Origin of the sequence: Glutamicibacter nicotianae (assembly GCF_006539525.1) — a bacterium.
In the GTDB taxonomy this organism is placed as follows: domain Bacteria; phylum Actinomycetota; class Actinomycetes; order Actinomycetales; family Micrococcaceae; genus Glutamicibacter; species Glutamicibacter nicotianae.
On record NZ_BJNE01000002.1, the window covers coordinates 335,861 to 348,042 of the forward strand.

Annotated in this window: 12 protein-coding genes; 6 read left to right on the plus strand and 6 right to left on the minus strand. The window is 63.3% G+C overall.

Annotated features, from left to right (window positions below; genetic code table 11):
- Window positions 1–9: 9 nt before the first annotated feature.
- Together ANI01nite_RS04330 and ANI01nite_RS04335 are read left to right on the plus strand one after the other, a co-directional pair.
- Complete coding sequence (locus tag ANI01nite_RS04330; RefSeq protein ID WP_141356299.1) at window positions 10–726, plus strand: AAA family ATPase; 717 nt, start codon at window positions 10–12, stop codon at window positions 724–726.
- 88 nt (window positions 727–814) lie between these two features.
- Entirely contained in the window at window positions 815–1,642 is an 828-nt protein-coding gene (locus tag ANI01nite_RS04335; RefSeq protein ID WP_066142070.1) for a PspA/IM30 family protein, read from the plus strand.
- Between the two features lie 120 nt (window positions 1,643–1,762).
- On the opposite strand, the gene ANI01nite_RS04340 is transcribed toward ANI01nite_RS04335, so the two are convergent.
- Together ANI01nite_RS04340 and ANI01nite_RS04345 are read right to left on the minus strand one after the other, a co-directional pair.
- On the minus strand, window positions 1,763–3,247 hold the full coding sequence (locus tag ANI01nite_RS04340) for a mannitol dehydrogenase family protein (protein ID WP_141356302.1): 1,485 nt from the start codon (window positions 3,245–3,247) through the stop codon (window positions 1,763–1,765).
- Window positions 3,248–3,286: 39 nt separating this feature from the next.
- Window positions 3,287–4,618, minus strand: a complete 1,332-nt coding sequence (locus tag ANI01nite_RS04345; RefSeq protein WP_141356304.1) for an MFS transporter — start codon at window positions 4,616–4,618, stop codon at window positions 3,287–3,289.
- 174 nt (window positions 4,619–4,792) lie between these two features.
- Here ANI01nite_RS04345 and ANI01nite_RS04350 point away from each other — a divergent pair, with 174 nt between their 5' ends.
- Window positions 4,793–5,608, plus strand: coding sequence for a DeoR/GlpR family DNA-binding transcription regulator (locus ANI01nite_RS04350; protein WP_073706916.1), 816 nt, complete (start codon window positions 4,793–4,795; stop codon window positions 5,606–5,608).
- Window positions 5,605–6,993, plus strand: coding sequence for a xylulokinase (gene xylB / locus ANI01nite_RS04355; protein ID WP_141356306.1), 1,389 nt, complete (start codon window positions 5,605–5,607; stop codon window positions 6,991–6,993). Before ANI01nite_RS04350 ends, xylB begins: the two co-directional genes overlap by 4 nt.
- Before the next feature lie 132 nt (window positions 6,994–7,125).
- Here xylB and ANI01nite_RS04360 read toward each other — a convergent pair whose 3' ends face one another.
- The 3 genes from ANI01nite_RS04360 to ANI01nite_RS04370 are packed head-to-tail and all read right to left on the minus strand — an operon-like array spanning window position 7,126 to window position 9,955.
- Entirely contained in the window at window positions 7,126–7,989 is an 864-nt protein-coding gene (locus ANI01nite_RS04360) for a hypothetical protein (RefSeq protein ID WP_141356308.1), read from the minus strand.
- Window positions 7,986–8,675, minus strand: a complete 690-nt coding sequence (locus ANI01nite_RS04365) for a response regulator transcription factor (RefSeq protein WP_038993116.1) — start codon at window positions 8,673–8,675, stop codon at window positions 7,986–7,988. The genes ANI01nite_RS04360 and ANI01nite_RS04365 overlap by 4 nt, the downstream gene beginning before the upstream one ends.
- The gene (locus ANI01nite_RS04370; protein WP_141356310.1) at window positions 8,663–9,955 is read right to left on the minus strand and encodes a sensor histidine kinase; all 1,293 of its coding nucleotides are present in this window, start codon (window positions 9,953–9,955) and stop codon (window positions 8,663–8,665) included. The genes ANI01nite_RS04365 and ANI01nite_RS04370 overlap by 13 nt, the downstream gene beginning before the upstream one ends.
- Window positions 9,956–10,080: 125 nt before the next feature.
- Between ANI01nite_RS04370 and ANI01nite_RS04375 the strand changes: the two genes are divergently transcribed.
- The gene (locus ANI01nite_RS04375) at window positions 10,081–10,689 is read left to right on the plus strand and encodes a GNAT family N-acetyltransferase (protein ID WP_141356312.1); all 609 of its coding nucleotides are present in this window, start codon (window positions 10,081–10,083) and stop codon (window positions 10,687–10,689) included.
- 71 nt (window positions 10,690–10,760) lie between these two features.
- Entirely contained in the window at window positions 10,761–11,600 is an 840-nt protein-coding gene (locus tag ANI01nite_RS04380; protein WP_141356314.1) for an SGNH/GDSL hydrolase family protein, read from the plus strand.
- Window positions 11,601–11,604: 4 nt separating this feature from the next.
- On the opposite strand, the gene ANI01nite_RS04385 is transcribed toward ANI01nite_RS04380, so the two are convergent.
- Entirely contained in the window at window positions 11,605–12,027 is a 423-nt protein-coding gene (locus ANI01nite_RS04385; protein WP_066142014.1) for a VOC family protein, read from the minus strand.
- Window positions 12,028–12,182 lie beyond the last annotated feature (155 nt).

Genomic DNA, 12,182 nt, shown 5'->3' on the forward strand with positions numbered 1-12,182 from the left:
CTCAGGTTCATGAGCGCAGCTTTCGACACGTTGCCGGTTCGCCGGATCACCGAGCATCCCAAGGCACCGATGGATCGCTCCGACTGGGCCGCCCGGATCCCGGCAGTCAGGCAGCTGCTGGACGAGGGGCTGGAACTTGGCCAGATGACCGTCCTGGTTGGCGAAAACGGCGCCGGAAAATCCACACTCGTCGAAGCGATCGCCGCGGCTTTCGGGCTGAATGCCGAGGGCGGAACCAACCACAGCATGCACCAGACGCAGGCCACCGAATCCGGGCTGTCCTCGCACCTGCAATTGGAACGCGGAGCCGGGGCGTCCAAGGCAGGAGTGTTCCTGCGCGCGGAAACCATGCATGGGCACTTCGCCTATCTTGGATCCATCGGTTCGCACGGAAAGCACAATTTCCAGAGCCATGGAGAGTCCTTCATTGAGTTCTTCACCGAGCGCTCATCCGTGAACGGGTTGTGGGTCTTCGACGAAGCCGAGTCCGCGCTGTCCTTCAACGGCTGCCTGATGCTGCTCTCGCATATTGCCGATCTGCTGCGTGCTGGGTCCCAGGTGATCCTCTCCACCCACTCGCCAATTCTCGCTTCCCTGCCGGAGGCGAAAATCTATGAAATCGGGGAATGGGGAATCCGCGAATCGGGCTATGACGACTTGGACATGGTGCGCAACTGGCGGCTTTTCCTGGACGCCCCGGGCCGGTACCTGCGCCATTTAACGTAGGCAGTTTCCCGACGCAGAAGGATCTCTGGTTAGAGCGCCACCGCTAATTCCCCTAAGCTTTAAGCAACGGAAGACGAAGGGACGCACTATGGCCAAGAAGCGCTCAATTTGGGCTCGAATTTTCGGTATCGGCAAGGCTAACGCCAACGCTGCCTTGGATGCCCTGGAGGATCCGAAGAAGATGCTGGACCAGACGGTCCGCGATTACACCAACAACATTGCCCAGGCCGAGCAAGCAGTCGCCCAGACCATCGGCAACCTGCGCATGGCCGAGGATGACCACGCCAAGTTCCTGCAGGAAGCCAAGGACTGGGGCGGCAAGGCGCTGGCCGCGTCGAACAAGGCTGATGAATATGCCGCCGCCGGTGATTCCGCTAACCAGCAGAAGTTCAACCAGCTGGCCACCGTGGCGATTCAGCGCCAGATGGACGCCGAGAAGCGCGCCAAGAACCTGGAATCCACCATCTCTACCCAGCGCGAAGTCGTGGACAAGCTGAAGACCGGCTTGAACACCATGCAGACCAAGCGCCAGGAACTGGTGGCAAAGCGCGATGAGCTGGTAGCTCGCGCCCGCAATGCCAAGACCCAGAACCAGATGATGGACACCCTCAAGGCCTTGGACATCAACGACCCGACCAGCGAGATCAGCCGCTTCGAGCAGAAGATCCGCCAGGACGAAGCCAAGGTCCGTGGTGCGCAGGAACTGGCCGCATCCTCACTCGATGCGCAGTTCGCGCAGCTCGATGACCTCGGTGCGGCCACCGAAGTCGATGCGCGCTTGGCGGCATTGAAGGCCAGCAACGCTCCGCAGGACATCCTGGAAGAAGCCGACGGCGCCGCGCAGATCGAAGCCGGCGAACCGCAGGTTTCCGAGATCGAAGCACGGCTGGCCGCCCTGAAGAAGAACCAGGCCTAGGCCCCGGCCAAGCACGGCCAATTCCCCGTCGGAATTGTCCCGCAGCAGGCTGGCAGCAATTCTTGCCCAACGAACGAAAGGGACAGCTTCACGTGAGAGAAGCTGTCCCTTTCGCTGTTTTCAGGCGGAGAGCTCGGCGCTCATGATCGTTTCCAGGGTCTGCATGGCGCCGTGGACGTGCAAGGACTCCAGCGCCCGCAGGTAGGGCGCGGTGAATCGCTGGTCTTCCACCAGATCACCGAAGAGGTCGCGCTGGCGGAGGAAGGCCAGGGGGTCCTGTCCCTGGCGCGCTGCCGCGGCGCGCACCTGATCGGCCAGGCGGTCCACCACCTCAATCGGCTCGCCGTTTTCATCGACGCCTTCGGCGTAGCGCGCCCAGCTGGCAACGATCGCGGCGGACAGGGCCACCTCGCCTCCAGTGGCGAGGTTTTCGCGAATTACCGGCACCAGCCACTTCGGGATGCGGTCTGAGGAATCGGCGCACAGCCGTGCAATGGTATCTGCCACATGCTCGTTGCTGTAGCGGGCGATGAGCTTGTTTTGATAGGCATCCAGATCCACGCCGGGCAGGGGGCGCAAGGTCGGCTCTGCCTCGGTCTTCATGTAGCGCAGAAGGAATTGCGCGAACAGCGGGTTGCGGGCCGCATCGTGCACGGCACGGTAGCCGGCCAGGTGCCCGAAGTAGCACAGGCCCTGGTGGGTGGCGTTCAGCAGACGCAGCTTCATCAGCTCGTAGGGGACCACGTCATCTACCAGCTGGACCCCGGCCTCCTCGAAAGGTGGCCGGCCGCTGGTGAACTTGTCCTCCAGGACCCATTGCGCGAAGTCCTCGCAGACCACCGGCCAAGCATCGTCGATGCCATAGCGTTCTGAAACCTCGGCGCGATCGGCCTCGGTCGTCACCGGGGTGATGCGGTCCACCATGGAGTTGGGGAACGGGACATGCCGCTGAACCCAAGCGCCGAACTCCGGGTCAGACGCGGAGGCGAAGGCGCCGAACATCTTGCGTGCGACCTCGCCGTTGCCCTGGATGTTGTCGCAGCTCATCACGGTGAACGGAGCAATGCCCCGTTCGCGGCGCAGCTTCAGTGCCGCGCAGATCAGCCCGAAGGTGGTCCGCGGCTGTTCGGGGTTGGCCAGGTCATCGAGGATGGCCTGATTTTTCTGGTCGAACTCGCCGGTGACCGGGTTGACGTTGTAGCCGCCCTCGGTGACCGTCAAGGACACGATGCGGATCTGCGGGTCTGCCAGCTGCTCAATGGCCCGCTGCAGGTCATCCGGGGCGTAGATGAAGTCCAGGATGGAACCAATGACGCGGCCCTCGACGCTGCCGTCGGGGTTCTTCACCATCAGGGTGTACAGCCCGTCGCTCTCGGCAAGGACATCGCGCATGCGCGCATCCGAAGGCATGACGCCCATGCCGATGATGCCCCAGTCAAGGGCCTTTCCCTCGTTCATGAGCTGATCGAGGTACATTGCCTGGTGCGCTCGATGGAATCCGCCTACTCCGAAGTGCACGATGCCTGCGCGCAGCTGGCTGCGGTCGTAGCGGGGGAGTTCGGCGTCGGTCTGGAGATTGGCCAGCGCGTTGTTGGACGGTTTCACGGTTTCACAACTCCTAGGAAGTGGGAGGTCGGGGGATGCTTAGGCGCGCTGGGCGGCTTCGCTGAGTGGCGCAGCTTCCGCACGGGGCTGGGTTCCGCGCAGGCTATGGGACATCAGGGCTGCCACCAGGTAGAGCGCCGCGAAGAGGTACACCATGCCGGCAGCGCCCAGCAGGTTGTAGAGCAGGGCGACCAGCAGTGGACCGGCGAAGACTGCAGCACCGATGCCCAAGTTGTAGGAAGCCATGGCAGCGCCGGGGTTCTGCGGCGCGAGGGAGACTGCGATGGCGGACAGCGGCACGAAGCCGGCCAGGCCAATGCCGAACACTGCACCGCACAGCAAGGTCAGTCCGTAGGCGAAGTCCAGGCCGTTATCCACGGCCCATGCCGGCACCAGGTAGAGCGAGAGCATGGAGATGGCACACAGCACCGCGCCGAACCACACCACGGTTTTGGACCAGCCGAGCTTGTCGCCCAGCGCCCCGAAGACCAAGTTGAAGGGGATGTTCACTGCGTAGATCACCGTGGTCAGGATGAGGAACTGGCCAACACTCCAGCCGAACCGGTCAACGAACAATGCCGGGAAGAAGATTGCCATGCCGTAGGTTGGCACGGAGTTAATGGTGCGGGTGAGCATCACCATCATGGCCTTGCGGTTGGTGACCAGCAGGCGCAAGCCGAAGCTCATGGTCTGCCAGACCTGTTCGGGGTTGTCGACCAGCGGCGCGCGTCCGGTTTTCTCCTTGACTCCGATCAGGGCTACCGCGGCACCGATGACCACCAGGGCCAAGGACAGCCACAGGGTCTGGTAGTAGCCCAACCCGAACAAATCGATGGATGCGCTGGCGGTCAGTGCACCCAGCGTTGGCAAGCCGGCGCTGAAGGCCACGTAGAACCAGCCGATGGCCACAGCCAGGCGCTTGGCATTTGCCGTCGCGGAGATCCACACCAGGAAACCGTACGCGAAGAACGGATAACCGAAACCGCGCAAGCCGTAGGTGATGAAGACCAGCGCGGTGCTGGACGAGTTCAGTGCAACCCCGAGGAACAGCACTTCGAACACGATCCACGTGGCTGCGCCGATCAGCATGACCTTGCGCGGGCCCCAAAGATCCGAGAGCGAAGCGGACAGGAATGCGGCCACGGCCACCGCCACGCCGTAGACCGTGACCAGGGTGCCGGCCAGCGGGATGGAGAAGCCGTGCTCGCCGGTCAGGTACGGCGCGAGGATATTGGTTTCGACGCCATCGCCGATCATGAAGATCATCAGGCCGACGAATCCCCACAGCAGGGGACGGGGCAATCCCATTCGATCCAGCAAGGATTCCCGGGGCGAAACGCCTCCCGGTGCGGTGGACTGGGGGATGGACATCGTATGCGCTCCTTTGCGGCCGGACTGCCTTCTCTGCTTTGTGCTGGAATCAATCTAACACCAAAAAACACAAACTCAACATGAAAAGTGTTAAATTATTTGTCTGAGGTTCAGTCTTTTGCGACTCAGCGCACAGGACATATCATCGAAATTGTGAAAAATGGGGAATCCAGAGTGGGAACAGCTGCTGCCGAAGATGTCGCGGGATTGTCTCCTGACGACCGGCGTGATGAGATCACCGGTTACGTCAATCGCATGCAGCGTACGCGCGTCGAGGAGCTGGCCGAGATTTTCGGCGTCAGCGCAATGACGATCCACCGGGACCTTGACCACCTGGCCAAGGACGGCCGGCTGGAACGCATCCGCGGCGGAGCGCGGGCGATTACTGCACGCCTTGCTGAGCGGGACGTGAAACTGCGCCGGCACCTGCATGCCGAGATCAAACAGGAGCTGGCAGCCACGGCCGCAACGCTGATCGAGCCGGACGCTGTCATAGCGTTGGACGACTCCACTACCGTGGGGGCACTGGGCGCGCACCTTGAAGCCCGGCAGCCATCCACCGTGATCACGCACTCGCTCGCGCTGATGGGGATCGTTTCCTCGCTGCCGAACATCGCCCTGGTCGGCCTGGGCGGGCAGTACTACCAAGAAACCGACTCGTTCCTCGGATCCATCGTGGTCGAGCAGGCGCAGCGCCTCACCGCTGACGCGGTCTTCGTGTCCACTACCGCGATCAAGAACCATGCGCTGCTGCACCCGGACGCGGAAGCCGCCCTGACCAAGCGAAGCCTGCTGAAAATGGGCGGGCGCAAGATCCTGGTCGTCGATTCCACCAAATTCGAATCTTCGGGCATGTACCATGTGATGGATCTCGGCGAATTCGACGACATTGTGGTCGATGACGGGCTCGACGCCGCAACGCGCACCGAGCTGCAACGCCTGGGCCCGCGCATCCATATTGCCACTACCTCGACGAAGGCCAACTCATGACCCCTACCCATGTCCTTGGAATCGATTCCTCGACGCAATCGTGCAAGGCGCTGCTTGTCGACGCAGCCACCGGCGAGATAGTGGCAAGCAGCCGCCAGCCGCATCTGCCGGGCACCCAGATCAATCCCGAACGATGGATCGAAGCCTTGGAAGCCAGCGCTGGCGGATTGATCGACCGGGCCGCTGCGTTGTCCGTGGCCGGGCAGCAGCACGGGATGGTGGCTCTAGATGCCCGGAACGAGCCGGTGCGCGATGCGATGCTCTGGAATGACGTGTCATCGGCACCGCAGGCCGCGCAGCTGGGCGGTGAACTGGGAGGTGCCCAAGCTACCGCCGACAAGGTCGGCAGCGTCTTGGTGGCGTCGCTGACGATCACCAAGCTGCGCTGGCTGCGCGAACACGAACCGGCGAACGCCCGGCGCACCGCCCGCGTGGTGCTTCCCCACGACTACCTCACCTGGCACCTGGGCGGGCGCAAGGAATTCGTCACGGATCACGGAGATGCCTCCGGGACCGGCTATTACTCGACGGCCGAGCGGCGGTTCCTGCCCGAGCTGGCGGAGCAGGCCCTGGGGCATCGTGTTCAGCTACCGCGGCTTGCCGCCGCCAATGAACTGGTCGGGCAGACCGCGCAGGGAGCCAGGATCGCGGCCGGAACCGGTGACAACATGGCTGCCGCATTGGGGCTGGACTTGCAGCCGGGCGATGTGTGCGTGTCCATGGGCACCTCGGGCGTGGCTTCCGCGCTGGTCGAGCGCAGCGTGCATGATGGCAGCGGCATGGTCAGCGGCTTCGTGGCGGCCGGCGCGAACTACCTGCCGCTGGCCTGCACGCTCAATGGCGCGCCGGTGCTGGATTTCGGTGCGCGCATGCTGGGCGTGAGCCAGCAGGAATTCTCCGATCTTGCCCTGGGTGCCGAACCCGGATCCGGCGGTGTCACGCTGCTGCCGTATTTCGGCGGCGAACGGACCCCCAACAGGCCCGAATCCACGGGCGTGCTGCGGGGGCTGCGCACGGGCACCACACGCAATGAGATGGCCCGCGCCTACGTGGAAGGCCTGCTGTGCTCGATGAAGGATGCGGTGGCAGCCCTTGAAAATGCCACCGGGGTGGCGACCCGCAGGATCCTGCTGATTGGCGGCGGCGCCCAATCCGAAGCCGTGCGGCGAATTGCCCCGCAGGTCTTCGGCGTCGCCGTGGACGTTCCGCAGCCCGCGGAATACGTGGCGCTGGGAGCCGCCCGGCAAGCGGCCTGGGCACTGAGCGGCAAGGAGGAGCCTCCGCACTGGGATATTGCCGCCCCGACTCGTTTCGAGGCGCAGCCGCGTCCGGAAATCTATGCCCGCTATGCAGAACTGCGCGAGGCGACGGACGGCTGGACCTAGCGGGCAGCATCTTCGGCCGGTCCGCACGCCGGGGTCTGGCCACTGCCAGCAGAACGAAACAGCGTCCCTTCCTTAGATCAGCGTGAACTGATCAAAGGAAGGGACGCTGTTGCTTGTCCGGGAAAACCGGGACTAGCGGTCAATCGATTCCTTGTCGGTGCCTTCCGGGTACAGGATGGCATTGCCGGCAGCCACCTGGATGGTGATCTTATGCGGCGAGTTCGGACCGGTTGCAAGCTGGTTCTCAACCGAACCGGCAGCCTTATTCTGCCGCAGGTCGTAGGTGGTTTCGGGCAGCTGCAGCTCCAGCGAGCCGGCGCTGACACTGCCGTCGATGCTCTTGGGCGCCTCGCCCGACAGTTCGCCGATTAGTTCGCCGGCCGAGATGTCGAACCGTGCGCTCTCGACATTCTCCAGGCGGACCGTTGCTTCGCCGGCACCCAGATCAACATCGGCGGTGTGCGCGCTGCCGGTGAGTTCCAGATCCCCGGCGCCGACCTCCACCACGACATCCTTGTAGTTGCCGACGGCATTGAAGGATCCGGCGGACAAATCGAAGTCGGCATCCAGGGTTCCGTTATTCAGGGATTCCGGAAGCACCAGCGTTGCCTCATTTTCGTCGAATCCGCAGCCGAAGAAGCAGAAATTGTCCCAGGCGTTCGGGGCATCGACAATGAGCCGGTTGCCTTCGCGGTGCAGCTTCCAGCTGGCGGCCTTGGCGCTTCGGACTTCAAGGGCTGCCTTCTCGGTGTCTGCGAAGACCAGATCGAAGCGTCCTGAGCTGGCCGAAACTTCCAAGGCGGTCACCCCGGAGACCTCGGCTTCGTGGATCGCATGCTCCCGGGACACCGAAGCGAAAGCGCTGCGTGCCGTGGCGATGACCAGGGTGAGAATGACCAGCCCGCCTAGCACCGCGAGGATGATGTTCAGCGGCTTGCCGTTGTTGGAGGGAGCCGGAGGGGTTGGGGGTAGCGGCATGGTGTGCGTGGAAGTCATGATCCTGTCCTGTCTGTGCGGTTGGTGCCCAGGGTTTCGATATGGGCCAGGGCTGCCAGCACGCGCCGGTTGCCCGTTCCGTCGGCTTCCAAGCCGAGCTTCTGGAAGATGGAAGTGATGTACTTTTCAACGCTGGCTTCCGAGAGGAAGAGCAGCGCGGCGATGGCCTGGTTGGATTTTCCTTCGGCCAATGCGGCCAGGACTGTGCGTTCCCGGTCGGTCAGGTTCTGCATGCGGTCATCGTGATTTCGCCGGGTCAACAGCTGTGCCACCACTTCCTGGTCCAGGATGGTTCCGCCACCTGCAATCTGCTCCAGCGAAGCAATGAACTCGCTGACATCCGCAACACGGTCCTTGAGCAGGTAGCCGATCGCTGAGGACTGGGTGGAGATCAGTTCAGAGGCGTAGCGTTCCTCCACGTACTGGGAGAGCACCAGCACCGGCAGATCCGGATACTTCTTGCGCAGTTCCAGCGCCGCGCGGATGCCTTCATCCGTGTAGGTCGGCGGGAGCCGGACATCCAGGATGCAAATCTGCGGGAATTCTTCCGCGGAGGCGGTCTCCAGGAAATCCATCAGCCCGCTGGCCTCTGGCAGATCCGCGACCACCTGGTGGCCGCTGTGCGCCAGCAATCTGACCAGTCCTTCGCGCAGCAGGACCGAGTCCTCGCATATCAGTACGCGCATGGCACGTTCACCTCCACTGCGGTTGGCCCGCCGGCCGGGCTGTCCAGGTTCAGGGTGCCGCCGGCGGCGAGAACCCGATTGTTGATACCATCCAGGCCTCCGCCGGGGGTGATGCGTGCCCCGCCGGTGCCGTTGTCCTCGATGCGGGCCCACAGGCTTTGCTGGCCCTCGTGCTCCCGCACCCTCACGGTGACCTGGCAACGCTGGGCTCGCGAATGCTTGGCCGCGTTGGTCAGCGCTTCGGCGATGGCGAAGTACACCGCCGCCTCAGCCACCCGCGGGTAGCGGCCGTTGAGCTGGACATCCAGTCCCACCGGGATGTGCGAGCGGCCCGCGATGGCCGACAGCGCCGCATCCAGTCCGCGGTCATCGAGCACCGAAGCGTAGATTCCGCGGGTGAGCTGGCGCAGTTCGGTAATCGCCGACTTGGTCGAAGCGTGCGCTTCGGCCACCAGATCCTTGGCCTGCTGCGGATCGGAGTCGATCTGCTGGTGCGCAAGGCCGAGGGTCATGGCCACGGAAACCAGCCGGGGCTGGACCCCGTCGTGCAGGTCGCGTTCGATGCGGGTACGCTCCACCTCTGCGGCCCGCACGGCTCCTTCACGCTGCACCGCGGTGGTGCGAACGCGTTCCACTAGTGCGCTCTCGCGGGCAATCGAGCCGACGATTCCCACGGTGACCATGCGGTGCAAGAAGACGAGGCCGACAACTACTGCCAGTCCCAGCAGGGCTGCCAGTAGCAGCCACGGAGCCTGGCCAACCGGGATCTGGAAACCCCACAGCCCTGGAACGCTCGCCAGCGGATCAGCCTGATCCGACTGCAGGACCGGGGCGAAGGCGACGATGCCGGTGCGGACTGCCAGCTCCATTGCGCTGAGCATCAGCGAACCGGCCAGGCAGGAGAAGAGCAAGCTTCCCAGCAGCGCCCACATGCGCCCGTTGGACAGGTTGCGCCCCAGCGAGCGGACGTATTCGGCGAAACCCTCGCGGCGGCGGGGCCGCCAGCTCAGGGCAGTGACGTCCATGTCGTAGAGGTTGCTGACTCGCATCAGCTCGAAGCGGGCGATGCCGAAGAGCGCGTAGACCAGGCCGGCCAGGAAGACCAGCCCCAGGCCGAGCAGAGGGGTCAGCGCGATGCCGAGCGAGAGCCATCCGAGCAAAAGTGAAAACATGATCAGGCCGGCGGAACCGAGCAACGCCATTTGCAGCAGCGTCATGCCTAATCTCAGCGGGGGACGGGCCGGTGCGGTGCCCGGTGAAACCTTGGGTGTCGAAGTCATACCTCAACACTAGAGCGCGCAGGTCAGCGCCAACACCGAGGGAACCGGAGTTCTTCATTATGGAAAACCCGAAGAATCTTCCGCCGGGGGTGCCATTACGGCCGTTCGAAGCGCAGGATAGACAGATGAAAACGAATCAGGATCCGCAAGCCACAGGAACAGCGCGCATCGAGGTCAAGCCCCTGACCGAGGAACGCATGGAAGACTTCGCCACGGTTGTGAATCCGAACCATCGCGAGAAGCACTGCTGGTGCTTGTCACACCGGCTCAGCGCCACCGAAATCAGGGAACGCGGCGCAGGGGACCGTTTCGAAGCCATGCGCTCGCTGAGCGCCGAGCCGATTGCCCCGGGCGTCATCGCTTATCGGGGCGGTGAACCGGTGGGCTGGTGCAGCATCTCCCCGCGCTCGCAGATCCCGCTGCTGGCGAAGTCCAAGCTCATCAGGCCCGTGGATGAGCTGGAAGTCTGGAGCATCATTTGCATGGTGGTGCGCAGCGGCCACCGCCGCCAGGGCGTGAACCGGGCTATGCTCCACGGTGCAGTGGAATATGCGCGGGACTTCGGAGCGCCAGCGGTCGAGGCCTACCCGGTGGATCCTGCAGGACGCATGGACTTGACCATGGCTTTCGTCGGAACGCGGAAGATATTCGAGCAGGTCGGGTTCGAAGTCGTTGGAGTCAGCGACGCCCAGGCCAGCAAGATGCCGCGGCTGATCATGCGCAAGGTGTTCTGAACTGCCAGCGTTTGCCAGAAATTCAACAGCAGGCCTCCTGCTAGGCACTTTCGGCTTCTAGCGTCGGTAGCATGGGACGGCTGTTTATGGCGATCGGGGATTCCTTCACCGAAGGCGTGGGGGACTGGGAGCCCAGGCTGCCCAACGGGGTGCGCGGCTGGGCTGACCGCGTGGCCAAGCAGCTGTCCAAAGCGGATCCCGAATGGCAGTACGTGAATCTGGGCATCCGCAGCCGCCGGCTCAACTCGATCATCGACGAGCAGATCCCCGTAGCCCTGGAGCTCAAGCCGGATGTGATTACCTTCTATGCCGGAGGCAATGACATCCTCGAATTCCGCAAGGACATGAAGGAGTTCCTGGCTCAATACACCCAAGCCGTCGACGCCCTGGTCTCCACAGGCGCCAAGGTCCTGTTATTCACCGGGTTCGATATCCCGGTGCACCCGGTGCTCGCCCCGTTCAAGCGGCGCAACTGGCGCTTCAACGACTGCGTGCGCCAGTTGGCGGAACGCTACCCCGAATCGGTGGTGCTCGTTGACTACTGGGATTGGGATGCCTACCGGGACAAGCGCATGTGGGATATCGACAAGCTGCATATGAACCGTGCGGGCCATCGCTATATGGCCATCCGGATCCTGGAGATCCTCGGTTATCCGCACCAGCTGGTTTTCGATCCCTTTGGCGCTGCGGACCGGGTCGGCTTCTGGCAGGCCACGCAACGTGATGTGGAGTGGCTGCGGCAATGGGTGCTGCCGATGTTCGGGCGGCGCATGCGCGGCATTACCCTCGGCGACCAGTTGCAACCCCGCTGGCCTGAGCCGATGTATCCGGCACAAGGGATGAAAAAGCAATTCCGCAAGCGCCGCAAATCAGAAGAGTCGCGGCACCTGCGGAATTCCGAGCTTGGCTAGCGGCTCAGCCGGCAGGGTTCTCCATTGCTTCGGGGCTCATCCACGCGATTTCCCAGACGTGCCCGTCCGGGTCCTGTACGGCTGCCTGGTACATGCCCGGGAAGGGCTCATCCGCCGGGCGGTAGATGCTGCCGCCACCAGCCTCGGCACGGGCGACGAAGTCGTCGACGCCTTCGCGTGTTTCCGCAGAGATGGCATTGAGCGTTTCGCGCACGCCATTTCCGAGTGCCGGCTGATCGCCGTTGACCAGGAAGCTGGAGAAGAACTCCTGGCGCAGCACCATCACGAAGATGTTCTCGTCGATGATCCAGGAGGTGGCGTTCTCATCGGAGAACGTGGGGTTCTTGGTAAACCCCAGAGCCTCGTAGAACTTGTCGGCTCTGGCTAGATCTGCAGTTGGCAGGTTGACGAAAATCATTTGTCCCATGGGTGGCTCGCTTCTGCGTAGGTGGGAATTCCTCGGTGCAAAACAACTTTGCTGGACGCATGAACCCAGTGCAAGAGCTTGGGGTGAATTGCCTGCATAATAAAACAAGATCCCGCCGGGACGCGCCATGAGGTGCGGCCGAGCGGGACCTTGAA